Annotated in this window: 14 protein-coding genes; 1 reads left to right on the forward strand and 13 read right to left on the reverse strand. The window is 68.8% G+C overall.

The annotated features are described in order from the left end of the window. Nucleotides 1–21: 21 nt before the first annotated feature. The 10 genes from ACH4YL_RS35455 to rplU form a co-directional block, all read right to left on the reverse strand. A complete protein-coding gene (locus ACH4YL_RS35455) occupies nt 22–621 on the reverse strand; it encodes a hypothetical protein (protein WP_398511635.1) in 600 nt (199 codons plus the stop codon). Between the two features lie 135 nt (nt 622–756). Continuing rightward, nucleotides 757–2,049 (reverse strand): glutamate-5-semialdehyde dehydrogenase, encoded by a 1,293-nt coding sequence (locus tag ACH4YL_RS35460; RefSeq protein ID WP_398511636.1) that lies wholly within the window; start codon nt 2,047–2,049, stop codon nt 757–759. A 64-nt stretch (nt 2,050–2,113) separates the two neighbouring features. Continuing rightward, nucleotides 2,114–2,650, reverse strand: coding sequence for a hypothetical protein (locus tag ACH4YL_RS35465; RefSeq protein WP_398511637.1), 537 nt, complete (start codon nt 2,648–2,650; stop codon nt 2,114–2,116). A 133-nt stretch (nt 2,651–2,783) separates the two neighbouring features. Continuing rightward, nucleotides 2,784–3,890 (reverse strand): glutamate 5-kinase, encoded by a 1,107-nt coding sequence (gene proB, locus ACH4YL_RS35470; RefSeq protein WP_398511674.1) that lies wholly within the window; start codon nt 3,888–3,890, stop codon nt 2,784–2,786. Nucleotides 3,891–4,052: 162 nt separating this feature from the next. Continuing rightward, nucleotides 4,053–6,203 carry a hypothetical protein gene (locus tag ACH4YL_RS35475; protein WP_398511638.1) on the reverse strand — a complete coding sequence of 717 codons (2,151 nt, stop codon included), beginning with the start codon at nt 6,201–6,203 and terminating at the stop codon, nt 4,053–4,055. Between the two features lie 125 nt (nt 6,204–6,328). Beyond that, nucleotides 6,329–7,828 carry an SDR family NAD(P)-dependent oxidoreductase gene (locus tag ACH4YL_RS35480; RefSeq protein WP_398511639.1) on the reverse strand — a complete coding sequence of 500 codons (1,500 nt, stop codon included), beginning with the start codon at nt 7,826–7,828 and terminating at the stop codon, nt 6,329–6,331. A 247-nt stretch (nt 7,829–8,075) separates the two neighbouring features. Then, a complete protein-coding gene (locus ACH4YL_RS35485) occupies nt 8,076–10,106 on the reverse strand; it encodes a glycosyltransferase family 4 protein (RefSeq protein WP_398511640.1) in 2,031 nt (676 codons plus the stop codon). A gap of 227 nt (nt 10,107–10,333) precedes the next feature. Continuing rightward, nucleotides 10,334–11,770: a GTPase ObgE gene (gene obgE, locus ACH4YL_RS35490; RefSeq protein WP_398511641.1), complete on the reverse strand. Its 1,437-nt coding sequence runs from the start codon at nt 11,768–11,770 to the stop codon at nt 10,334–10,336. Nucleotides 11,771–11,902: 132 nt separating this feature from the next. After that, nucleotides 11,903–12,160 (reverse strand): 50S ribosomal protein L27, encoded by a 258-nt coding sequence (rpmA, locus tag ACH4YL_RS35495; RefSeq protein ID WP_398511642.1) that lies wholly within the window; start codon nt 12,158–12,160, stop codon nt 11,903–11,905. Nucleotides 12,161–12,174: 14 nt separating this feature from the next. Next, nucleotides 12,175–12,495 carry a 50S ribosomal protein L21 gene (rplU, locus tag ACH4YL_RS35500; protein ID WP_015033583.1) on the reverse strand — a complete coding sequence of 107 codons (321 nt, stop codon included), beginning with the start codon at nt 12,493–12,495 and terminating at the stop codon, nt 12,175–12,177. A gap of 282 nt (nt 12,496–12,777) precedes the next feature. On the opposite strand from rplU, the gene ACH4YL_RS35505 reads away from it, so the two are divergent. Next, nucleotides 12,778–14,601, forward strand: coding sequence for a hypothetical protein (locus tag ACH4YL_RS35505; RefSeq protein ID WP_398511643.1), 1,824 nt, complete (start codon nt 12,778–12,780; stop codon nt 14,599–14,601). 82 nt (nt 14,602–14,683) lie between these two features. On the opposite strand, the gene ACH4YL_RS35510 is transcribed toward ACH4YL_RS35505, so the two are convergent. From ACH4YL_RS35510 to ACH4YL_RS35520, 3 genes are all read right to left on the reverse strand, one after another. Beyond that, on the reverse strand, nt 14,684–15,316 hold the full coding sequence (locus ACH4YL_RS35510) for a hypothetical protein (protein ID WP_398511644.1): 633 nt from the start codon (nt 15,314–15,316) through the stop codon (nt 14,684–14,686). Beyond that, a complete protein-coding gene (locus ACH4YL_RS35515) occupies nt 15,303–22,190 on the reverse strand; it encodes an RHS repeat-associated core domain-containing protein (protein ID WP_398511645.1) in 6,888 nt (2,295 codons plus the stop codon). The genes ACH4YL_RS35510 and ACH4YL_RS35515 overlap by 14 nt, the downstream gene beginning before the upstream one ends. 114 nt (nt 22,191–22,304) lie before the next feature. Beyond that, nucleotides 22,305–25,934 (reverse strand): LamG domain-containing protein, encoded by a 3,630-nt coding sequence (locus ACH4YL_RS35520; RefSeq protein WP_398511646.1) that lies wholly within the window; start codon nt 25,932–25,934, stop codon nt 22,305–22,307. Nucleotide 25,935: the final 1 nt, after the last annotated feature.

Here is a 25,935-nt window from a genome sequence, read left to right on the forward strand (position 1 = left end):
GGGGGCCTGGCCAGCGGCTGGTCAGGGCGTACGCGGGTCCGCGGAGACGGCGGGCGCGGAATACTCCGCGGAGGCGGACGGCCCGCCGACGCGCTCCGGCACGGAGCCGCCCGACGGCGTGGCGTCGACGCCGGTGGTGGCGGGCGGGGGCACCGTGTCCTGGCGGTTGCCAGCGGCGCCCCGGTAGACGGCGGTGAAGGCGAGGGCGACCATGCCGATGCCCATCAGGAGGGCCAGGATCCAGGCCACCGGCCGGTGCCAGCGGGCGCTGCCGCGGTAGGGGCGCAGGGCGCCGCCGTGCCTCCCGTACGGGCCGGGGTCGTCGTCCGTGCAGTCGTCCTCGTCCCAGGCCCGCTCACGGCCGTACTCCGCGCCGTACCGGTCGTCGTAGAGGTCGTCCTCGGTGACTCCGCCGCCCGATCCGGCGCGGGCGGCCTCGGCCTCGGCGCGGGCCTGGGCGGCGGCGAGCAGCCGCTCGACGGCGGTCGGTTCGTGGAACTCGGCGGCCCGGACGAAGTCCTCGTCGAACACCACGGAGGCGAAGTCCTCGTCCGCGCCTCCGCGGTCGTCGTCGGGCTCCCAGCCGTCCGGGAACGGCCTGCCCCCCACGTCGTCCGGCACGGAATCAGAGTAAACCTGGCCGGTCGGTTTGGGCAGGCGGAGTTGGAAGTCTCCCCGGCAGGGTGACTCTCCGCCCGGCTGACGTCCGCAACTCGTCAGCAACTCGTCAGCGACTCGTCAGCGACTCGTCAGCGACTACCGAGTGTGACCGTCGCCGGTCACGATGTATTTCGTCGAGGTCAGCTCCGGCAGGCCCATCGGACCACGCGCGTGGAGCTTCTGCGTGGAGATGCCGATCTCCGCGCCGAATCCGAACTCACCGCCGTCCGTGAAACGCGTGGACGCGTTCACGGCGACCGTGGTCGAGTCCACCAACTGGGTGAAGCGGCGGGCCGCGGCCTGCGAGGTGGTCACGATCGCCTCGGTGTGACCGGAGGACCAGAGCCGGATGTGCGCCACGGCCGCGTCCAGCGAGTCCACGACCCCGGCCGCGATGTCGTACGAGAGGTACTCGGTCTCCCAGTCCTCGGCCGTGGCCGCGACGACCTTGGCCTTGGAGGCGCCGGCGTACTCCTGCACCCGCTCGTCGCCGTGCACGGTCACGCCGGCCTCCGCCAGGGCGTCCAGGGCGCGCGGCAGGAAGGCGGCCGCGATGTCCTGGTGGACCAGCAGCGTCTCGGCGGCGTTGCAGACGCTCGGGCGCTGCGCCTTGGAGTTGATCAGGATGTCGACGGCCATGTCGAGGTCGGTCTCGGCGTCGACGTACACATGGCAGTTGCCGGTGCCCGTCTCGATCACCGGGACGGTGGACTCCTCGACGACGGTACGGATCAGGTTCGCGCCGCCGCGCGGGATCAGCACGTCCACCAGGCCGCGGGCGCGCATCAACTCCCGTACGGAATCCCGGCTTTCGCCCGGCACGAGCTGCACGGCGTCGGCGGGCAGGCCCGAGCCGCCGACGGCGTCCCGCAGGACCCGCACCAGAGCGGTGTTGGAGGAGTACGCGGACGAAGAGCCGCGCAGCAGAACGGCGTTGCCCGACTTGAGGCAGAGGGCGGCGGCGTCCACGGTGACGTTCGGCCGGGCCTCGTAGATGATGCCGACGACGCCGAGCGGAACGCGGACCTGGCGCAGGTCGATGCCGTTGGGCAGGGTCGATCCGCGGACCACCTCGCCGACCGGGTCGGGCAGCGCGGCCACGTCCCGGACGTCGGCGGCGATGGCACGCACCCGCTCCGGGGTGAGCGTGAGCCGGTCGATGATCGACTCGCTGGTGCCGGCCTCGCGGGCGCGGGCGATGTCCTCGGCGTTGGCCTCGACGATCTCGCTCGTACGGACCTCCAGCGCGTCCGCGATCGCCAGCAGCGCGTCGTCCTTCGCCGAGCGCGGCAGTGGCGCGAGGTCGGCGGCGGCGCCGCGGGCCCGGTAGGCGGCCTGCGCGACGGGCGAGAGGTTGTCGTACGGCGAGAGCGGCGAGGACGTGGTCATACCCGCAGGGTAGTGCTCTGCCCGCGGACGTCCCGCACGTATTCCGTACTGCGAGACAAGAGCCTCAGAAGGGGTGGACGCCCACCGGCGCCGCGGGCGGCGGCCCGTACCCCTCCGCGATGCGCTGGTGGTAGGTCTGGCGGTCGATGACCTCCAGGCCGACGATCTCCCACGGGGGCAGGCGTGCGCTGGAGCGGTGCTCGCCCCACAGCCGCAGCGCCACCGCGGCGGCGTCGTGCAGGTCGCGCGCCTCCTCCCAGTAGCGGATCTCGGCGTGGTCGTTGGCATAGCGGCTGGTCAGCAGGAAGGGGTGGTCGTGCGCGAGCTGTTCGAGGCCGCGCCGGACCTCCTTCAGCGGTGTTTCGGTACCGGAGACGCTGAGCGTGATGTGCCAGAGCTTCGACTGCTCACGGTTTTCGCCGTACGCGTCCGTCGTCGGTCCGGTCGATCCGGTCGCCTCCCCCGGCTCCGTGCCCTCGGCGCCGTCGAAGTCGGCGCCCGCTCCGACGCTCGTCAACGCCCTTTCCTCGCCCACGGCCCTACGGGCTTGGGGGATGCCCCCGGTCCCGCGGGGCACATCCCCTGGGCGCGCTCGTCTCACCGGCGGCCTCCTGTTGCATGTGTCGTCCTGCTGTACCCCCGCCATTCCCCCGCAACAAAGTTGACCAGTCCTGGGCGGAACATGCGGCCCTTTTGGTGAAGGTCTCTGTCGGATGACTGGACTTTCAGCCGTTTCAGGGGTGCAGGACGACCAGATCGTCCCTGTGTACGACTTCCCTCTCGTACGCCGGGCCGAGCTCCTGCGCGAGCTCGTGGGTGGAACGGCCGAGGAGCTGCGGAATCTCCTTGGCGTCGAAGTTCACGAGCCCGCGGGCCACGGCCCGGCCCTCGGAGTCGCGCAGTTCAACCGGGTCCCCGGCGGTGAACTCGCCCTCGACGGCGGCGATTCCGGCCGGCAGCAGCGACTTCTTGCCGTGCACGACGGCCCGGACCGCGCCGTCGTCGAGGATCAGCGCTCCCTGCGGCGTCGAGGCGTGCGCAAGCCAGAGCAGCCGGTCGGCGGAGCGGCGTCCGGTGCTGTGGAAGTACGTGCCGGTGACGCGGCCGGCGAGCGCGTCGGCGGCGCGGCTGGCGGAGGTGAGGACGACGGGCACGCCGGCGGCCGCGGCGATCCTGGCGGCCTCGACCTTGGTGACCATGCCGCCGGTGCCGATGCCGGCCTTGCCCGCGGACCCGATGGAGACGCCTTCCAGGTCGGCCGGGCCGCGTACCTCCTCGATCCGTGACGTGCCGGGGCGGGCCGGGTCGCCGTCGTAGAGACCGTCGACGTCGGAGAGGAGGACCAGCAGGTCGGCCCGCACGAGATGGGCGACGAGGGCGGCGAGCCGGTCGTTGTCGCCGAACCTGATCTCGTCCGTGGCGACGGTGTCGTTCTCGTTGACGACGGGCACGGCGCCCATGTCGAGGAGCTGGTCGAGCGTCCGGTAGGCGTTGCGGTAGTGGGCGCGGCGGCTGGTGTCGTCGGTGGTGAGGAGCACCTGGCCGACGCGTACGCCGTAGCGCGCGAAGGAGGCGGTGTAGCGGGCGACGAGCAGTCCCTGGCCGACGCTGGCGGCCGCCTGCTGCCTGGCCAGGTCCTTGGGCCTGCGGGCGAGGCCCAGCGGCGCGAGACCGGCGGCGATGGCGCCGGAGGAGACGAGCACTATCTCCTTCTCGCCGCCGCTGCGGGCCTTGGCGAGCCCATCGACGAGGGCGTCGACGCGGTCGGCGTCGAGCCCGCCGGATGCGGTGGTCAAGGAGGACGAGCCGATCTTGACGACGATCCTGCGGGCCTCGGCCACCCGCTGCCTTACGTGCTGTCTTGCCACTGTCACAGGCCGAATCTATGTCAGGGCGCGGACGGGGTGCGCGGCCATTTCACCGGCTGGACGCGCGCGCCCGCCGCGCAGCGCGCGGCGAGCGCGGTACATCGGGTATGCCGCCGGAGGCCGGCGGCCCGGAGCTCATGCCCGGGCGACCGGCGCGTCCAGTTCGCTCAGCGACTCCGACTTCGACGCCGACCTGGCGGCAGGCGCAGCCGCCGCGGTCTCCCGCTCCGGCTCCGGCTCGCCGTCACCGGCCAGTACGGCCTCCGCCACGTCCTCGTCCGACACCTCGAGGAGTTGTTGCCCGGCCCGGGCGTTGCGCTGTTCCGCACGGGCGGTCAGCGCCGCAAGCGCCGCGTTGAACTGCTCGATGGAGGTCGGCTCGTCGGGCCCGAGCAGATACCGCTTCAGCACGCGCCGCTCTTCGGCCAGCTCGTCCGCGGCCGGGTCGGCGACGGCGTCCAGCAACTCGCCCAGTTCCTCGGCGCTGTTGGAGAGGATGACCGCGGCCCGTACGGCGGTGTTCTGCCGCCTGAACTCCTCGGCACCGAGCGCGGCCGAGTCGGTCACCGCGTACGGCTTGCCGCTCGCGATGAAGTCCGAGACCACGCTGGAGATGTCGGACACCATGCCGTCCGACTCGTTGAAGCAGTCGTACAGATGCGGCTGCGAGCCGGTGATCGTCTTGTGCTCCCACCAGCCGAAGGAACGCCAGTACGCCTCGTTCCTCTCCGCTTGCAGCCGCTTCATCTCCGCCAGCCGCTCCGGGTCGGCGAGCGAGACCCGCGAGACCTCTGACTCGTCGCCGCCCGACCGGCCCGGCTTGGACAGCTCGGCCAGCCGTGCCTCGACGCGGGCCAGGGTGGCCCGTGCGGCCTCCTGGCCGTCCTGTGCCGCGGCGGCCTCCTTGGCCCAGCGCGGCTCGGCGGCGCGCTCGGCCGCGGCCTTCTCGATCATCGCCATGATGCGGGCGTGCACCGCCTTGGCCTTGGGGTTGCGCGTGCCGGTGAAGGGGTGCGGCTTGTAGATGACGCGGACCGGGCGCTCGGCGTCCAGCAGGCCCTTGACGATGTTCTCGCCGGCCAGCAGCAGCGAGGTGTTGCCGGGGTTGTCGTCCCAGCCCTCCCAGGTGGGGGCGTAGAGCACGGTCGGGATCGGGTTCTTCGGGGTGCCGGTCCATGTCGTGATGGGCGCCAGCTGCGGGCGGCCCACCTCGACGATGTCCTCGTCGCGCACGCCGACGTCGGCGAGCGCGTACCGGTCGCGGCCCGCCCGGCCGGCCGTCCAGACCTCGTCGTACGCCTTGCTGAACGGGTTGACGCTGGCGATCTTGTCGCTGTCGCCATGACCGACGAAGACATGCTGCATGGTCGGTACGCGCAGGATGTGGATGTTCTTGCCGACGTTGGCCGGATAGAGCGCGACGCGGACCGTGGACAGGTCCATGTTCATCAGATGCACACCGCCGGGTACGCAGATGACCGGCACCGAGGTCTCGCCGAGCTTCGGCACGATGTAGCGCTCACGCAGGATGATCAGCGGCCGGCCCTCCAGCTGCTCCATCGTCTCGATCCACATCTTCACCTGGTACGCCGACTCCTTGGAGCCGGAGAAGTAGAGCACCACGGTGGGCCGGTACTCGCGCAGCCAGCCGTCGATGCCCTTGAGCACCCTGGCCGCGGTCGGCACACGCCGGCTGGGCCGGATGTAGCGGAACAGCGCGGCGGTGTAGAGGACCGCCAGGCCGAGCGTGACGGCGATGCCGATGTACGCGGCGACGTTGGTGTCCATCCGGGTCGCGGCCAGGATGCCGGCCACGGCGGGGATGTCCAGGTGGAGCATCTTCTCGGAGGAGCGGTTCAGCAGGGCCTTCGGCGGGGCGTCCGGGATCTTGAGCCCGTACAGGTCGACATTGCGCGTCACCACCGGCATGGTGCGGCGCAGCCGGATCAAGGTGGCCAGCGCGCCGTGCGGCGCCTGCAGGCCGAAGATCAGCAGGAAGGAGCCGATCGCCACATAGAACAGGGTCTGCTCGGCGAGGTTCATCCGGGACAGCAGCAGCACCAGCAGCAGCTGCCGCACCAGGAAGTGCATCGGCAGCCCGAACTTGATCTTGTTGAGCCTGTTGACCAGGTAGCTGCCGCGCTGGTGCAGATACGCGTCCGCCGCATAGGTGACGACGGCAGCAGCGACGAATCCCCAGAAACTGGGGACCAGCGCGGCGATCAGCGCGCACGGAAAGGCCAGCCCGAGTAGGGCCGCGGCGGCCAATTCTGCTCCGCTGCCCACACGGGCCAGGCGAATGGCGGTCGAAATCACGAAGAACCTGCTCCAAGGGGTGCCGGTTTTACTACGGGTGCCGGAATTACAGCAGTCCCACCGCAAATGCCGTGTTTGCTGCCTTCATGGGCAAATTACACGTCTGCCTGGCGGTCCAGGACCGAAGCCAATGCCGCTTCGAACCCGGACGCTTCACTCGCCTCGCGGGTCGGATCCTGCTGTCGTACGTCGATGACATGGCCGGTCAGCTCGGAGAGCAGGACGTCCAGCGAACTCCTGGCCACCGCGACGGAGGAGAGCAGCGAGCCGTCCGGCTCCTGGCCGAATGCCTTGGTGCGCATCGGGGTCGCGGTGCGCTCCGGATTCAGGCAGTTGACGCGAATTCCGTCTCCCGCCCATTCGTCGGCCAGCGCCTGGGTGAGGTTCACCATGGCCGCCTTGGTGGACGAATAGAGGCTGTACTCGGCGCGACCGCGGGTGTAGCTGGAGGACGTGTAGAGCAGCAGCTGCCCCTTGGTCTCCGCCAGATACTTGTACGAGGCGCGAGCGATCTGGACCGGTGCCAGGTAATTGACGTTCAACGCTTCCTGGATGGTGGCGTTGTCCGCTTCCGCGAGCTTGCCGATGCGCAGCACGCCCGCGGTGTTGATGACGTAGTCGATCCGGCCCGTCTCGGCGTACGCACGGGAGAGTGCGTCGTCGACATGTTCCGGATTCTCTACATGCGTACCGGTGGTGGAGCGGCCCAGCGCGTAGACGCTCGCGCCGTACTGCTCGGCCAGGTCGCAGATGTCGGCGCCGATTCCGTACGAGCCGCCGAAGACGACCAGCGTCCGGCCGGCCAGCATTTCGCGGTACACGCTCTCGTCGGCCTGGCGCGGTGATGCGGTGGAGGCGAGCTGGAACAGCTTGTCGGCGATGAAGACATCGACCGGCTGCGTCACCTTCATGTTGTACTCGTCGCCCGCCACGACATGGATCGGCACGTCCGGCAGATACCTCAGCACCACCGAACAGTCGTCGGTGGCCTGAAAGTTCGGGTCGCCGGCCGCGATCTCGTACGCCCGGCGGATCGTCGAGAGCTTGAAGCCCTGCGGTGTCTGGCCGCGGCGCAGCCGCGAGCGGTCCGGCACCTCGGTGATGAACTCGCCGTCGTCGCCGTGCGTTCGAGTCACGATGATCGTGTCCGCGGACGGGATGGCGACATCGACGGCCTGGTAGCGCTCGAGCGCGTCGACACAGTCCTGGATCACACGCTGTGACAAAAGCGGACGGACAGCGTCATGGAACAGGACATTGCAGTCCTCGCCGTCGGCAAGCCCCTCGCCCAGCGCGGCGATCGCCCGCTCCGTGGTCTCGTTCCGCGTCGAACCGCCCTCGATGATCCTGCTCACCTTGGTCAGTCCGGCCTTTGCGATGATCTTCTCCACGTCGGGCACAAAACCCGGCGCCATCAGCACAATCACGTCGTCGATGGACTCGGCCTGCTCGAAAATCGTCAGCGTGTGCTCGATGACAGCCTTGCCGGCGATCTTCAGCAGTTGCTTCGGGATCGACAGACCCACGCGCTGGCCGGTACCACCGGCGAGCACGACTGCGGTGGTGCGGGGTTTGGCTATGGGCTGCACTGGCACAGGCGGACCTACCTTGCGGGGGCTGGGGACTTTCCGATAGTTGCACTCAGCGTTACCGCCTCGCAAGGTGGACGTCTTTCACTCCACACCACTCGGCAACCTCCTGTTTGCCTTGTGATCAGGCCAATCCCGGCGTATTCGGCGATTCGCCGGGTGACCGAGACCACAGAGAAGACGAGAGGCGAATCACTCTTGCCACCAAAGCGGACTGGTTGCGTTGACTTGGGTCACTCTGTGAAAGAAATCTCTACAGGTCGACCACATTGAGGGCTAGATCGTTGGACGCCGTGTAGAAGAGACGGACGCGAACCCGCTGCTGGGGCCTTCTGAGTACCTTCTTCGCGATTGCACGTACAAGAGAGCCTTTCCTCCTCTTCGGCAGGACAGACAACGGATAGTTGTAGATGTCCTTCTTCATCACCACGTCGTCGAGGACGCGGCCGATCTTCACCGGCGCGACATCCGGGGCATACCGCAGGAAGGCCTCCCACACATCGTGTGCGGTGACCTGCTCGGCGGCCGGCGCCGACGCGGGAACGGCGAAGCGGAACGTGTCCGTCCCGTTCCACTGCCCGGAGAAGGTCAGTTCATGCGCCTTGCCACGACGGCGCAGTACGAGCACCGGATCACCCGTCGCCGCGGCCCCGATCAGACGGCCAGTGAGCGTGAACCTGCTGCCGTCGAGCCGGACATCCGCGGCCTCCGCGTGCACCGGACGGACCCAGGACCGCAGCACCAGCGTGCCCCTGGCCTTGTCGGCGTACGGCACGAGATTGCGCACACCACCGCCGGGCACCAGCCGCTCCGCCGCGTGCATCGCACCGCGCTGGTCGACATTGCGGCTGCCGAGGCGGGCCCGCGCACCCGTCGCCGCCATCTCGGCATACAGCTCCCACACGCCTTCGCCGAGCTGCTCGCCGGCCGGCACGGTCACCGATCCGCCGGCGGTGAACGGGAACGTCCGGACCTCGGTGCTGCCTTCGGTCCGTACGCAGAGCAGTCGCAGACCGGCCTCGTCGGCGGCCGGCCGCGGGGTGACCAGCGTGAGGGTCAACTCGCCCGCCGCGCCTGCCGCACAGTCCGCGACCGGAGCGAAGTCCCGCGCCAGGTTCCGTGCGACCGGCTGCTGCGAAGCGGCCGACATGAGCTCCGCGAAGAGGTTCTCGTACTCCTTGACGACCTGGGCCGGGTCGAAGCGGCGGGCGTTCTCGCGCGCCGCCGTGCCGAGCCGGCGGCGCAGCTCCTCGTCGTCGATCAGCCTCAGCAGCGCGTCGACGATCGCGCGTACATCGCCGACCGGGACGAGCAGTCCGTCGACGCCGTCCTCGATGATCTCGCGCGGCCCGTAGTCGCAGTCGGTGGAGATCATCGGCAGTCCGCAGCGCATGGCCTCGACCAGCGTCATGCCGAACGACTCGTGGCGCGAGGTGGAGACGGCGATCGCGCCCTTGGCCCACTCCGGTTCGATGGGTGAATGCGGCCCCATCAGATGGACCTTGTTGTGGAGGCCCATCCGCAGGATCTGGTCGCGCAGCTTCGGCCGCTGGTCGCCGCCGCCGTAAATACGCAGCACCCAGTCCGGGCGCTGGACGGTGACCTTGGCGAAGGCGTCGATGAGGACGTTGTACTGCTTCTCCGTCGCCAGCCGGCCCGCCGCGACGACGACCTTTCCGGTCCCGTCGGAGGGCGCGACCTGCGGCTCCGGCACGCTGTTCGGGATCGCCAGCACGCGTGTGCCGGGCAGCGGCATCTTCTGCCGCCACACCGCGGCGTCGCCCTCGGAGACCGTCACAAAGGCGTCGACGGCGGCGAGATGCTCGTACATCTCGGCGCGCAGCGCGGCCTTGTGGTGGTTGTGCGTCATGTGTTCCTGGCCGATGCGGACCGCGCCGTCCGGGGCGAACTGCGCGGCGTACGCGACCAGTCCGGGCCGGGTGCCGACGACGATGTCCGCGTCGGACGCGGCGTAGTGCTCACGCACCCGGTCGTCGGTGAGCCGGCTGTACTCCTTGTAGCGCGCCTCGCTCTGCGGGAAGAACTCGGCGGGCTGCAGATGGAACGGGTGCTCCTTCTCGTTCGTCGGCGAGTTCACCCGGGTGTCCACCAGAGGTACGACCGTGATGCGCGGGTCGATGGTGAACAGCGGCACATCGCGGTGCCGGAAGACCGAAACGATCTCCACCTCATGCCGATTGACCAGCTCTTCGGCGAGATTGAGCGTGGTGCGGATCGTCCCGCCGATGCCGTAGACGGTGTGGATGAGGAAGGAGACCTTCATCGGCCCTTGATGCTCCGTTCAACCTGGAATAGTGGAACGTTCACGTTCCCGATATGCCAGTGAGACGGGTAATGGAGCCGAGAGGTTGTGCTCTGATCCGGTGATTTAGCGGAACTTGGTGATTTAGCGGGACTCTCCGTCCGCGCACGGATGCACGTCCGCGGACGGTTCTCCGTCCGCGCACGGGTGCACCGTGCGCGGACGGAGAACGACCGGCAGTGCCTGTTTTAGAACGGGTCGAAGTCGTCGTACTCGCGCTGCGGGTCGTCCCGCTCCGCCTCACGGTCCCGGCGGCGCTGGGCCGCGGGGCGCGGGGCCTCCAGGCGGTGGTCCTCGCCGCGGCGGCCGAGCATCTCCGCGCCCGCCATCATCGACGGCTCCCAGTCGAAGACGACCGCGTTGTCCTCGGGGCCGATGGCCACGCCGTCGCCCGACCGGGCGCCGGCCTTCATCAGCTCTTCCTCGACACCGAGGCGGTTGAGGCGGTCGGCGAGATAGCCGACGGCCTCGTCGTTGTTGAAGTCCGTCTGGCGGACCCAGCGCTCCGGCTTCTCGCCGCGCACGCGGAACAGGCCGTCCTCTTCCTGTACGACGGTGAAGCCCGCGTCGTCGACCGCCTGCGGGCGGATGACGATCCGGGTCGCCTCTTCCACCGGCTTGGCCGCGCGCGCCTCGGCGACGATCTCCGCCAGCGCGAAGGAGAGCTCCTTCAGCCCGGTGCGCGCCACCGCGGACGCCTCGAAGACGCGGTAGCCGCGCGCCTCGAGCTCCGGGCGGATCATGTCGGCGAGGTCCTGGCCGTCCGGGATGTCGATCTTGTTGAGGACGACGATCCGCGGGCGGTCGTCGAGCCCGCCGTACTGCTTGAGCTCCTCCTCGATGATGTCGAGGTCGGAGACCGGGTCGCGGTCGGACTCCAGCGTGGCGGTGTCCAGTACATGGACGAGCACGGAGCAGCGCTCGACATGGCGCAGGAACTCCAGGCCGAGGCCCTTGCCCTGGCTCGCGCCCGGGATCAGGCCCGGGACATCGGCGATGGTGTACACGGTCGAGCCCGCGGTGACCACGCCGAGGTTCGGCACGAGGGTGGTGAAGGGATAGTCCGCGATCTTCGGCTTGGCGGCGCTGAGCACCGAGATCAGCGAGGACTTGCCCGCGCTCGGGTAGCCGACCAGCGCCACGTCGGCGACGGTCTTGAGCTCCATGACCACGTCACGGGCCTCACCGGGCACGCCGAGCAGCGCGAAGCCGGGGGCCTTGCGGCGGGCGGAGGCGAGCGCGGCATTGCCGAGGCCGCCGCGGCCACCCTGTCCGGCGACGAAGGTGGTGCCCTGGCCGACCAGGTCGGCGAGGACGTTGCCCTGCTTGTCGAGGACGACGGTGCCGTCCGGCACGGGCAGGACCAGGTCCTGGCCGTCCTTGCCGGAGCGGTTGTCGCCGGCGCCGGGCTGACCGTTGGTGGCCTTGCGGTGCGGGCTGTGGTGGTAGTCGAGCAGCGTGGTCACCGACTGGTCGACGACCAGGATGACATCGCCGCCACGGCCGCCGTTGCCGCCGTCGGGGCCGCCGAGCGGCTTGAACTTCTCCCGGTGAACGGAGGCGCAGCCGTGGCCTCCGCTACCCGCGGCGACATGCAGCTCGACGCGGTCCACGAAGGTGGTCATGGTTGTGCCTCCAGTTAGTACGGAAATGCCTACTTCATGCTGTGCCTATTGCACAACATGCGAAAGGCGGACCCGCTTCCCGTGGGGGAAGTGAGGTCCGCCTCCGCAGAAAACCGCTCGACAGCTACCGAATTACTCGGCGACCGGAACGATGTTCACGACCTTGCGGCCACGACGAGTACCGAACTCCACCGCGCCGGCGTCCAGCGCGAACAGCGTGTCGTCCTTGCCACGGCCGACGCCGCTGCCCGGGTGGAAGTGGGTGCCGCGCTGGCGGACCAGGATCTCACCGGCGTTGACGAGCTGACCGCCGAAGCGCTTCACGCCGAGCCGCTGAGCATTGGAGTCGCGCCCGTTCCGAGTGGACGATGCGCCCTTCTTGTGTGCCATCTCTCCTCAGTCCCTTACTTCGCAGCCGCGGGGATGCCGGTGACCTTGATCGCCGTGTACTGCTGGCGGTGACCCTGGCGACGGCGGTAGCCGGTCTTGTTCTTGTAGCGAAGGATGTCGATCTTCGCGCCCTTGTGGTGGTCCACGACCTCGGCCGTGACCTTGATACCGGCCAGCACCCACGGGTCGCTGGTCACGGCGTCGCCGTCGACAACGAGCAGGGTCGAGAGCTCGACCGTGTCGCCAACCTTGGCAGTGGAAATCTTGTCAACCTCAACGATGTCGCCGACAGCAACCTTGTGCTGGCGACCACCGCTGCGCACGATGGCGTACACGCGGATCTCTCTCTCGCTCGGAACGGACCCCTGATGCCAGCCGCTCACGCAGGCCGGAGCCTGTGATGATCCGGAAGGACGAGCGGCCTCTCCCGACCGGACGAACCGTCGGGAGGGATTTGCTCAGGGGTGGGTGTGCATGGAAACACACCGAGGGTCAAGGTTACGGGGCCCGGGTTGAGGGGTCAAACCGGGTACGCGCCGTGAATCCCTGGTGGATGCCCGGCCCTGCCTGTTCAATGAACGCTCGTGGCTCTCCGCTCCCTGATCACCATGCCTCGTATGCTCCGCCACGGCTCGTCCGTGGGCGCGGATCTCCCGCCCGACGAGGCCGTCACCGTCGATGCCGTCGCGGACCCCGCGCTGCGGGCCGCCCTGGCCGCGGCCGCGAGCGGCGACGCCGGCCCGGCCCGCGAGCTGCTCGCCAAGACGCGGCTCGACGCGCAGTGGGAGCGCCGCAGCGGGTGCGTTTCCGCACTGGCCGAGTGCGCGCTGCACAGTCCCGGCTGGCTGGAGGGCTGGCTGGCCGCCACGCCGGAGGATCCGGACGCCGTGCTGGTGAAGGCGGAGCTCTGTATCCAGCAGGCCTGGGAGATACGGACGGGTCACCGCGCCGACGAGGTGTCCGAGGACCAGTTCCGGGCCTTCTTCGCGCTGCTCGACGACGCCGCGCCGGTGATCGCCGCGGCGGCGGAGCTCAATCCGGCCGACCCGGTGCCGTGGCAGATCGCGCTGACACACGCGCGCGGCAGTCAGGCGCCGCGCGAGGTCTTCGACGACTACTGGTCGGAGGCGGTCGCGCGGGCACCGCACCACAACGGATGCCATGCCACCGCGCTGCAGTATCTGTGCGAGAAGTGGTACGGCTCGCACGAGGAGATGTTCGACTTCGCCGAGCGGGCGGCGGAAGGGGCGCTGCCGGGCTCGAAGCTGAACGCGCTGCCGCTGATCGCGGCGGTCGAGTACCGGGTCGTGGCGGGCGAGTCCGCCGCCTCCGGCTCCTCCGGCTCGAGGGTTGAGGCGGCGATCGGCCGCGCCATGGAGCTCTCCGCCTGGTACGAACCGGGCGACCCGGAGGCCGCGGGGTTCCGCAACCACCTGGCGCTGATGCTGATCCTCGCCGAACGGTGGAGCGAGGCGCTGGAGGTCTTCCGGGCGATAGGCGTGCACGCGCGGAGCTTCCCGTGGGGGTACGTCGGCGATGCGCGCAAGGAGTTCCTGGAGTTCCGCCTGGGTGTACGGATGCAGGTCGCGTCGGGAACCCCGTTCTTCAGCCGCCCGCCACGGCGTGCGTCCCCGACAGCCGCGCTCCCCGCCGCCCACGCGCCGCGCTCACTGGCGATCGCCATGGCGCCGCCGCACGAGGTGGCCGAGGCGGCGCTGATGTGCGGCGTCTCGCTGCGCATCGCCCCGGCGGCGTCCGGGCTGAGCTACGTCGAGCTGGTCCCCGACCCCTCCCCAGGCAGGCGCGCGGCGTTCTCGGGAGGCGAGGACCTGCTGACCGGGGCGGCCGACAACTTCACCACGGGCGAGAAGTGGCCCGCACTGGTGCTGCGCCGGACGGCCGACCGCTACGGCTTCACCCTCTTCCACAAGGGCAAGCCGGTCGCCTCCCACCTGTGGGACCCGTCGGCCCCGGTGACGGACCACACGGATGCGGCGGCGACGGCTCAGGCCCTTTCCGCGGTCTTTCCGGTGCGGGATCCCCGCCCGCTGGTCACGCTGCTGCGAGGCGCGAACGACCCGGCCCGGCGACAGACGGAGCTGGTGACGGCACTGGGCCTGCCGCCGGTCCCGGAGGGTTTCGGCGTGCGGGACGAGGTCCTGGACGGCGTGGAAGGTGCTCAAGTCCTTGCCCGGCGGGGGGTGTTGAAGGGCATCCGCGACACCGTGTCGACGGACCTGGGCACTCCGGCCCTGCCGGTACCTCGGCCGAGGCGGTGGTGGGTGCTGCGGATCGCGGCGCTGGTGGTGCTGGTACCGGCGGGGGTGTACGGGTGGCTGTCACCGGAGGTGAGCTGGTACCGGACGTTGGTGCCGACGGGGGCGGCGGTGTTTTTCGGGGTGCAGGTGCGGAAGGCGTGGGCTGGGAGGCGCAGCCCCTGAGCTGTTGCCAGCTCTCGCACAAACCAACAAACGGGCACGAATACGGGGCCCGGCTTGAAGGATCAAGCCGGGCCCCGTGTCATCACTCGTAGCGGAGGACGATCTTTCCTCCATCCGGGATGTCCCGGATCTTCTGGGCAAGCTCGCCTCGGTAGCGCATGCCCTTCCCTGATTCCATCAGAACCAGGTTTTCGGCCGAGAACTCACCCCCCAGAACGAAAGGCTTGGCAGGCACCAGCCTCATCCCAGTAGGAATCTTCCCGTGGCTGCTCTGCCATTCCTCCGCGAGGGGGTATCCCGTCAGAACCTCAGGATCATCGAGAATCAGAGCGCACCAGCCATCAAGGTCTGGAGCGATGAATTCGATTTCCGAAGTCTCCGGATCCAGGAGATGGATCCCTCGGTTGGAAATCAAGAACTGGCCACCAAAGAGATCTTCGGCGAACGCCGTGTACTCGCTTCCGACGTCGCCATAGAGCGAGCGCCACAGATCTGGTGCGTTCCATTCCTCCAGGGAACACTCCACCCCGCTCCGCCCCGACGGGAACACGTGAAGAGCCGAGAGGAACGCGTAGAACCCGTTGCGGCGGTTGAGCAGATCCGCCAGAGGGTGCGACGGCATCACACCGTCGTCCACCAATGCCGGAGAAGCAACACGCAGCATGGCTTCAATGGCCGAGGAACCGGGGACGTTCCCACCGCTATTGTTTCGCATACACTACAACCTTTGTGCCGTCTGGATAGTCTGCGAGCGCTTTACCCATCGTCGAGCCGGCCCCGCGATTATCGCTCGGCCCAATGTGACGCACGCTGGCACCGGTGCCGCCTTCCTCGAACATCGCCGGCGGGAATTCGTCCCGGTCCTTGCCCTTCTGGGTCTTGATTCCACGCAACGAGTCCTTGCGGTTTTGCTTGGCACCGGTGCGATTGATCGTCAAGAGACTCGCGTGACCGGCCTCCTGAGCATCTGCGACGTGCTGAGCAGTCTCAGGGTACTTCGCGCCGTCGATGGCGTGCGATGGCAGGATGCACACATCGACCGCGGTGTTGTGGACCAGAACCGGGCTTCCACCCACCAGCACGTAATAGGCGTGTACGCCATCGATGGTGAGATCGTGCGTGCGCTGACGCTCGGTGAAGAAACGCAGGCCCTTCACCGGCAGGGTCTCGCCCTCCGGCGTACGGAGCAGCATGCCGGGCTTCAGATCGCCCGCCTCGACGAACCTGTCCTCGTTCTCCACCCAGAAGGGGTGGGTGACTGTGGAGATGAGCGAGGCATCGCCGTCGGCGGTGGCGACGTTCAGGTCGACGAAGTCCTTGTCGTCCTCAGTCACGATGGTGCCCACCACCGCGCGCGTGACCTTCACGCCCGTCGACGGGTCGGTCGTGGTGACCTTGTCGCCGATTTCAAGGTCCTCGATCGCCTTGCTCGTGCCGTCGGCGAGCAGGACCTTGGTACCGGGCAGGAAGGAGTGACACTCCTGCTTGTTTTTCTTGAGGGCTGCCGCAGCCTTCTTCTTGGCTGCGGACAGTGCGTCCTTCGCCTTGGTCAGCCCGTCCTTCGCCTTGGAGACGGCCTTGTTGGCGTTCCACAGGTCCTTGGCACCGCCGACGAGGTCGCCCACGAGGCCGACCACTCGCTTCGCGAGCTTGGCGCCCTTCGCCCAGTTCCACGGCGCGCCGTACTTGGCGAGAATCTTGCCGGCCAGACCGCCGGCGAAGCTGCCCGCGACGTTCAGCAGCGTCTCGCCACAGGCGCCCATGTCGCCACTGGAGAAGCAGTCCAGCGCTGCGTCGATGCCGAGGATGTCCCGGACGATCTTGACCAGCGCCTTGCCCGCGGACTTGATGCGCTGCTTGGCGTCCGACTGCTGGCCCTGCGCGCCTGCGAGGGCTGCGCCGGCCTCGTTCGCGTTCTGCTGTGCATCCTTGACGGGGTCCGACTTACCGCCTGTGACGGGCAGCCCGCCCCGGCACTCGATCAAGCCCTGCATGCACTCCGGGATGGCCATGCCGCTCGGGTCGGCATGAGTGACGGGGCTGTTGTTGGCGTAGGAGTAGCCGTTGATCTGCTGGGGCTGGGTGTGGTCGATGATCGGGTCGACGGAGATGAACTTGCCGATGACCGCGTCGTACTCCCGGGCCCCCAGGTGAGTCAGACCGGTCGACTTGTCGATCGTGCCGCCGACGAAGCCCTTCTCACCGGGCCAATTGCCGCTCGCCTCGCCCCGATCGACTCCGAACGGGTCGAATCGGCGCTGCGAGATCGCGCCAGTTGCGGCGTCGATAGCCAGCTCGCCCGTGCCGTGGTGGTCGGATGCGATGAACGAGACCTTGCCGTCATTCGTGCGGACAGCAACCGTCTGGCCGGCGTGCGAGTAGTAGCGGGTGGCTTCCTTCTTGGTGCCGTCGGCCGAGAGCTTGAGCTCCATGCCGGGCAGGTACACCGTCGTGCCCGAAGAGTCCTTGCGTTGGACCCGGTTGCCAGTCCCGTCGTAGACATAGGAGGTTTCGGAGCTGTCGGCCTCCTTCGCCTTGGTGAGTTTGCCGACGTCGTTCCATTCGAGCGTCTGCGCGTCGCCACCAAGGTTGCGCTTGGTGGTGTTGCCAGAGTTGTCGTACTCGTACGTCGACTGCTTCTCGCCGGCCGGGGTGTCCTCCACAACCTTGGTGAGCTGGTGCGGACCGTCACCGGCCGCGCCTGCTCCGCCATAGGTGTAGGTGCGGGTGACGTCGTTGACCGGGTTGAGTTCCGCATCATGCACCGTGTCGGACGTCCGGTTGCCGATCGCGTCGGTGACGTACCACTTCCAGTATGGCGAAGGTCCACCGAGCGACGTCGTGCCCGCGGCTGCCTCGCATGCCTTCGGGCCCTTGCCCTCGACGGGCGCGGTCGACCCGAGGGTGCCGTTCCCGGACGCGTCCGCCGCGGTCGACGCCGGAGTCCATGCCTGGGCCAGCCGCTGCCGACTGTCGTAGCCGAAGCACTGGACGTCCGGCACAGCGGCGTTCGCCGTGTCCGAGATGGACAGGACATTGCCCGCCTGGTCGTAGGAGTAGTTCGACTCCCTGGCCGGAGCGGACGCCCCGTAGACGTCGACGACAGAACGGGTCAGCCGGTCGGTGCCGGTCTCGTAGTCGAAGGTCTGCCAGACCTTCTTGCCGCTGCCGGTGGACAGCTCGAGCTGCTGGACGTGGCTGTTCTTGGAGTAGACCGTGTTGGTGACGTACGAGCTGGAGCCCGTCATCGTCGTCGGCCGCTGCAGGTCGTCATACCCGTAGACCACTGCTTCGGCGGGCAGGTCGCCCGCTGCCGGCAGGCCGCTGGACTGCAGTGTGCCGTCACGGTTGTAGGCCGAGGTGAAGGTGTACGTGCCGGCGAGTCCGCCCTGCGAAGCGGGCACCACATGGGCCGTCTTCAACGGACGGTAGAAGTCGTCCAGTGACTGGACGACGGAGCCGAAGTACTCGGTCCCGGAGATGTAGCTGAGGGTGGCCCACGCCTGCCCGAGCCAACCTGCCTTGTCGTACCGGACCTCGGAGAGCTTCGTTCCCGTGGTGGGCTCGCCCTGCCAAGTCGTCACGGGTCGGCCGAGCTTGTCGTAGACCGTGGAGATCTTCTTGCCCCGGCCGTCCGTGGCCGAGACGGGACGGTCGAGAGCGTCGTACGTCGTGGTCGACGTCCCCGTGTCGGGATCGACGCTCTTCGTCTGGCGGCCGAGCTGGTCGTACTCGTAACGCCAGGCATTTCCCTTGGCGTCGGTGACCGTCTCGAGCTGCCCCGCCGGGGTGTATCCGTACTTGGTGACGTCGTAACCCGCGAGCGGGTTCGGCGAGTCACCCCGGTAGTGCCAGATCTCCGACGTGTTGCCCAGGGCATCGGTGATCGTGGTGGTCGGCACGCCTCCGGTGGGCGGATCGAGGTGGGTCCGCTCGCCGTCGTACGTCGTCGTCGTACGCCACTGCTCGACGCCCGACACCGCCATGATCTGCGCCTTGGGCCGGCCCAGACCGTCGTACTCCATCAGACTCTGCTGACCAACCTCACCGTTGTGCACGATCAGCAGCTCGTCCGAAGCAGCACCCGCCGCGTTGTACGTCGCGTTGGTCTTCTTCACCTTCCCCGTGCCGTCGTAGAACGAGTCCGCGACCATCCGCGTCCCGCCCGGCCCCTCCGTCTGGAGCTGCCTCGGTCGCAGCAGGCCGTCGTACAGCTGGTACTCCGCGCCGTACGAGCCGTCGATCTCGACCTTCTCGGTCTTGATCGCGACGACCTTGTCCCGGCGCACGTTGTACGAGTACTTGATGCTCGGCGTCTGCGTCTTCGCCCGGTCCGGCAGCCAGACCGAGGTCAGCCGGCCGAGGCCGTCGTACGCCAGGTCCGTGCGCTTGCCGTTCGGGTCCGTCTGGCCGGCCGACATGCCCCAGGCAGGGGCGTAGTCGGTGGTCGTGACATGGCCCAGCGCATTCGTGTTCTTCGCCTGCGAGATCAGGCCGTTGGCGTCCGTGTACGCCGTCTTCGTCTCGGCCCCGGTCGCGTCCTTCTGCGACAGCGGACGGCCGAAGGCGTCGTACGTCGTGGTGCCGGTGACCTGGTACGTACCCGCAGTGCCGCTGTGCGCGGTCAGGCGCTCCGTCGTCGTCGCGTCGCCCTTCGTCGGGGCCTCGCCGAACGCCTTGCCGTCGTACGAGGTGCGCTCGTCCGCGTGGACCTGGGTCTTGCGGTCCGGGGTTGCCGAGCACTTCACGCCGACCGACTCGCTGCGCGAGGGCAGGGAGAGGATGTTCTCGCCGGTGTTGTCCGCGTACCAGGTGCGGGTGCAGGTGTCGTCCGACGCCGTCGAGACGTCGCCCTGGTCGTCGACCTCGGTGACCCGGCCCGTGCCGTTCGACGTGTCGTACTTCGTGGTGGTCTTGGCCTCCCGCCAGCTGCCGTCCGACAGCAGGCTGAAGCCGCGCTCCGTCTCGGACCTGACGATCGCCGCGTGCGACGTGCCCCAGCTCCTGGTCTGCGTTGCGGTGTAGTGCTTCCACGGCGTGCTGATCGTCTTGGCGACGAGCTTGGAGCCGTCGTACGTGGCCGCCTCCAGCTGGTGGCCGGTGAACTCCTCGGCGTCCGTGAACTCCGTGCCGGTGGAGTCGTTGACCTTCACCGAACGCGTGCCGCCGTCCGGGTCCTTGTCGCCGTCCATGCCCTGCAGGTACGTGTAGTCGACCCGCGAGGTCTGGTTGTCGGCGCTGCCGCTGGTGACCTTGACCTTGCCGTAGCCCTGCCAGCCGCCCCACGTGAGGTACTTGTCCTCCGTGATGCCGTCCGGCTTCGCCTTACGCCAGGCCGCGTCGCCCTGGTAGTCGTAGCGGGTGACCAGGCTGTCGCCGCCGCCCGTGCGGTCCGTCTCGACGATCTCGGCGACCACGTACTTGTGGAACCAGTCCGTGATCGGCTCGATGTTGCCGGGCGGCGCCCACTTGACCGGGTAGCAGCGCTTGGTCGACTCGCCCGGCTTCGGCAGTGCGTCCTTCGTGCAGTTCGTCGGCGCGTAGTTGACGTCCAGCTGCGCGCCCGTCTCACTCAGCACGGCCGCGAGCCGGAAGCGGTGGAACGGCGCGATGTTGTCGCCGATCGCGTCGACGCGGTTGACCAGCTGCTCGCCGTACAGCTCCAGCGTGGGCAGCTTTGCCGCCGTGCCGACCCGGCCCTCGTGGTCGATCGTCGACAGCCACAGCGTCTTGGAGTCGTCACCGTTGTCGGTGAACAGGTGCGTGAACGACCAGGCGTCCACGTCCTGGTAGCTCGTGGCGTCCTTGCGCATCTGCGTGGTGATGCCGGTCAGCCGCTTCGAAGTCCAGAAGGTCTGTCCGACGGTGCACTTGGTGTCGGCCTTGCACTCCTGGTCGACCGGGGTGTCCGGCCAGTGGGCCGCGTTGGCCTTGGTCCGCTTGCTCTCCGCGCAGTCGAAGTCCGCGGTGGGCAGGCAGCGTTCGGCCGTGTTGAACACCGCGCGCGCCGGGGCCTTGGCCGCGTAGACCTGGCCGTCGCGCTGGCCGTAGTCGACCCGCTTCAGATAGCCGCCGCGGTGGTACGCGGTGCCGTTGACGTCCGTCTTGCCGTTGAGGGCGTAGTGGTTCGTCTCGGAGCCGTAGAAGTAGGACATCACGTTGCCGTGGGTGTCCTTGACGTAGTCCAGGCTCCAGCGCCAGGCCTGCTTGCAGTGGGCGCTGGTGAACGTGGCGTTGTAGCAGGGCTCGCCGGAGTCGTCGCCGAAGACGGGAGCCGTCCAGGTGGAGTCCGTGACCTCGTTCCCGGTGGCCCAGCCCGGCAGCCGGTTGAGACCGAAGTAGTACTCGGTGCCGTCCGACGTGGTGACGCGCCAGTGCTCGCCGTCGTTGTCGCCGTTCGTCGCACCCGTCAGCTTGTCGACCTTGGTGCCGTCGTCGGACGAGAACTTCCACTCGCCTGTGGTGTCGTCCTTGATGAGCTCGCTCGAGCTGCCGTTGAGCAGAATCGTGGCGTTGTCGAACGCCCAGCACTGCTCACCGGAGCCGGAGTGGCCGTCGTCGGAGCACGGCTTGTAGCGGCGCTCGATGTAGCCGGGGTCGTAGGAGAATCCCTCACCGACCCAGGAGCCCTGGTTGTTGGTGGCGGAGGTGCGGCCGTCCGCGGACTGGGACGAGTAGCCCAGGCCGATGCTCGGCGTCAGACCACCCGGCGTGGGGACAGTGCGCAGCGGATAGTTCCAGCTGAAGCCGCCCGAGGAGTTGGCGACGCTCCAGCTCGCCGACGGCGACAGGGGCGTGGCCTTGTACGTGCCCTGGGCCGAGGACGGGCCGGCCGCGAGCGCGACCAGTGACTCGGCCTGGACCGCCATGGTGGAAGGACCGGACTCGGCGGGCACTGCGGTGACGTCCGCCGAGACCGTACGGGTCTCCGCGTTGTTCACCGTGGGCAGCGGCTTGGGGAGTTCGGGGCACGCCTTGCTGCCGGGCTGCGCGACGGCCGCACAGGCAGGGAGCTGTACGAGGTGCAGGCGGGCGCCGTAGTCGCCGCCGAAGCCCTCGGCGAAGGTCGCATAGTCCACGTTCAGGCGGACCTTGGCGGCCGTCTCGGCGTCATCCGCACGCTGCACGCGAAGCAGCGCGCCTGCGCCGATCTTCGCCGCTCGCTCGGGAGCCAGGACGTCGATCTTGACCTTGCCCGGCGCCGGACTTGCCTTCTTGGCCGCCGACTTGGTCTTCGTGAGGGCCTTGGGCGCCGTGACGGAGACGGGCAGTCCGCCCACCTTCACCTCGGCCGGGGCCTTGGATGCGGCGACGGATACTTCCGCGCTGCCCTGCTTCGGCCAGGCCGCCTTGTCCAGTTGCTTGACCGCGGCCTTCTTGGCCCGGTCCGCGGGCCGCGCCTTGGCCTTGGCGTTCTTGCCCTTTACGGGGTCGCCGAAGTCCTGAACACCTGGTTTGCCGCGGCCTTGTGCCTCGGCGGGTACGGCCTGGACCGTGCTACCGGTCAGGGCGAGGATCACGCCGAGGGCGGTCGCGCTGAGCAACCGTCCTGGCAGGCGCCGGCTCAACAGCCGGCCACGAAGAGACATCACGGAACTCCGCACGTCGAATGAGCAATGAGAAAGCAGGGGAAGGCAGAAGGAAGGCAGGGGGAATGGGTGTGCCGGCCCCCGTCCGGGGGCCGGCACACCCATCGGTGCGGCTTACATGTCCGGCAGTGCCATCGGGTTGGCCATCTGCTGGATCGCCGTCTTGTCGGCTGCTCCGCTGTAGACGCGGACCTCGTCGATCGCGCCGGCGAAGTACTCGCTGCCGCCGCCGAGTGCCGAACGGCCCACCTGCAGGCCGCCGGTGGCACCCCAGAGGGTGTCGTCGGTGCCGTGCGCCGTGTCGGCGAGCATGCCGTTGACGTACAGCCGGATCTCGTTGGCGAACGCGTCGTAGACCACGGCCAGGTGCTGGCCGGCCACGTCGGTGTCCGGGAGTTCCTGGTCGTCCGCGAAGGTCTTCACCGTCGCGGTGGCCGAGTCGCTCTCCGGAACCACCAGCTCCCACATCGCCGGCGTCTCCGCGTCCGCCGCGGGCCGGTAGCGGACCGCGAGACGGTTCGCGGCCGCGCCCGGCAGCGAGAGCACCGTCTGTGCCTTGACCGGGTCCAGCGTGGTGAGCTGGGTGCGCGCCGTCACCGTGAAGCTGGCCGCTCCGGTGACCGGGGCGGTGGCGGTGGACGCGTAGTCACCGTCGCCGTCCAGCAGCAGGTGGCCCGCTCCGACCATCGGGAACGGGTCCCCCGACAGCGGGTCGGTGGGCGCGAGGTGGATCTTCGCGTCGCCCGCCAGGCCGAGGGCCTGTCCGGTGCCGGTCACCGCGGAGGACCGGTTGGTCTCCGCGTCCAGCTGCCAGTAACCTATGCGGCTCGGCTTGACCGTCATGATCTCCGCGACCTGCGCCGCGGGCAGCACCCGGTCGAAGACCCGGACCTCGGCGAGGTCACCGACGAAGTTGTCCCGGTAGCCGCTCTTGGCCGTCGAGCGGCCGATCTGGAGCGGGCCGTACGACTTCCACACCGAGCGCCGCGTGGCGACTCCCTTGGAGTCCTTGTTGATGTACAGCCGCAGCTCGGACTTCTGTGCGTCGTACACACCGGTCAGCAGCACCCACTGGTCCTTGACCACCGAGACGCCGGTGGACACGGCCTTCCACTTGCCGAGCGAGTCGACGTCGGTGACCGGCACGGAGAACGCCCAGGTGCCGACCGTGTGGTCGTAGCCGAGCGTGAAGCCGGGCTCGCCGGTGCCGTCCTGGCTCACGACCGCCATGTCACGGTCGAGGGCCGTCGGGCGGACCCAGGCGCTGACGCTGAAGCTCTTCGAGGAGTCCAGGACCGTCTCGTTGGCGTCGGCGAAGGCGTTGCCGGAGCCGTCGAAGCGGGCGGCCGAGTCGACCTTTCCGCCCGGGCCTTCGACACCGAAGGAGACTCCGGTGCCGGCGTCGGCGGAGAACTCACCCGTCTCGTCATGGGCTTCGGTGCTGCCCACTGTGTCGCCGAGGTTCCACTGACCGGCCACCGGAGTGCCCTCGGTCACCAGGAACTCGTAGTGCGCCTTGGTGCTCGGGTTCTCGGCGTTGTCGACCGCGATGACATCGACCCAGTGGCGTCCTGCGCGGGTCGGCATCCAGCTCACCGAGGCAGGGCCGCCGGCCGTGGTGGCGGGGACCGTGGTCGCCGGAGTGGCCGTGGAGTCGAACGCGTACCGGTACTTCACGACATCGGTGTCCGGCACCGAGTCGTTCGGGTTCGGCGAGAAGGTGAAGGTGCCGTAGGTGCCGACCCCGTCGTGGTAGACGGTGTCGGACGGGTACTGCTTGGAGAGCACATTCGGCTTGCCGGGCAGCGTCTTGTCGTACATGAACTCGCAGCGGACGGTGGTGCCGTCGTAGCTCCACGGACCGTAGCCGTCACCGTCGTACGCCCGCGCGCTCCAGTAGATGACCGTGTTCTGCGGGATCGTCGACTTCACCGTGTGCTCGAATTTGGTGTTGGTGGTCGGCGCCAGCCAGGTGGGCGTGAGATACGTGTAGCTCTTCGCCTCCTTGGAGACCGGGTCCGTCCACTCCACCTTGAACTCGACCTTGACCTTGTCGGTCTGGCCGTTCGCGTGGTCCGGGTCGCTCGCCACCGCCTGAAGCTTCGGCGGCACCTCGGCGTACGGCCGGCCGGCGCCCGAGTCGCAGATGCCGCCCGGGTTGCTGGACAGCGTGGTGATCTTCCGCGGCAGGTTGTTGTAGCTGATCGACAGGTACGCGTTGCCGCAGATCCGCTTCCACTCCGCGAACCGGCTCTCGTCGGCGGCGCGCAGGCCCAGCGTCATCGACGACCAGCCCTCGGTCGCCGCGGTCCGCACCTCGGTGGTCAGCTCACCGGAGGAGCCGCTCTCGAAGTGCAGGTTCGCCTGGCTGGAGCAGGACGTCGGCGAGATGGCCTTGTCGACGGTCCCGATGTGGTCCGTCCAGTCGTCCTGGGTGTTGGACCAGTTGCTGGACGAGGTGATCGAGTAGTTCTTGCCGCCGATCCGGTACAGCCGGATGGGCTCGGCGGTCGGGGACGCGCTGTAGATGTGCGCGACCCGGGCGGAGAAGGTCGCGCCCAGGATCTGCTTCCCCTTGTAGAACGACACCGGCATGGTGAACAGCAGCCGCCGTACGCCGACTCCGTTGCAGGAGACCGGGTTGTAGTCGGTCGGGCACTTGCCCACACCCGCGCTGTCGGAGTACTTCCAGTCCTGCTCGGTCGGCATGCCGGACATGACGCCGGTCCACGCCGTACGCGAAGTGGTGCGCTGGATGGGGTCGATGACAACCGGGAAGACGGTGTCCTTCCCCTTGAGCAGCTTCTGGTCCGGGACGAGCGACAGCTTGCCCTTGCCCAGCTCGATGCCGAGCGGCGCGGTCCTGCCGCCGCCGCCCGGGCCTTCGAGCGCGGGCGCCGGCGCGACGGCCGGGGCGTCGGCGGCGGACACGGCCAGCGCCTTGGAAACGGCCTTGGGGCCCTGGGACTTGGCCCCGGCCTCCTTGACCGCGGCCGAGTCCCACATGGCCGGCTTGCCGGCCTCGAAGACCGTGCCGCCGACCGCGGCGTCCTCGGCCTTCAGGGCGCCGGAGGCGTCCTCCTTGATGGTGAGGCCGGTGGTCTTCAGCCCCAGGTCGAGCCTGGCCAGCTTCGGGTTGGCCGCGGCCTCGGGGGTCTTGACGACCAGCAGGTGGCCGAAGCCGTCGGCCTCGGCGCGGACCGTCAGGTCGACGCCGGGCAGCGCGTCCTTGTAGGTGGCGCTCTCGCCGTTGACGACCGGGGCCGGCAGTTTGCCGTACGGCCAGGTCAGAGCGAGCTCGCGGCCCGCCTGGTTCATGGTGACGAAGGGCTTGCCGGCCTGGCCGGCGGAGAACGAGAGGCCGACGGTGGAGGCCTTCGGCCCCACGCTGCCGTCCGCCCGCTTCACCAGGCTCTTGTCGATGTCGACCCACTTGCCGCCCTGGACGGTGCGGATGGGGTCGGTGTACTCACGGGCCGTGAAGGTGCCGTTGGGCTCGGCGAAGATCTCCCGGCGCGATGTACGCATCCCGAGGACTTCGACCTTCTTGCCGCTCTTCTTCGCCGCCGCGAGCGCCTGGCTTTCCGTCTGCACCGGCTTGTCGGAAGCGACCGCCGTCTGCCCGGGATCCTCGGCACCCGGCTGGCCCGGCAGCGCCACGAAGCCGCCGGTCAGCACGGCGCCCGCTGCCACAGCGGCCACCGCGCCACGCAGCAGGAGGCTGCGCCGTATTCGTCTGGACACG

The organism is Streptomyces sp. NPDC020681, from assembly GCF_044334895.1.
Classification (GTDB): Bacteria; Actinomycetota; Actinomycetes; order Streptomycetales; family Streptomycetaceae; genus Streptomyces.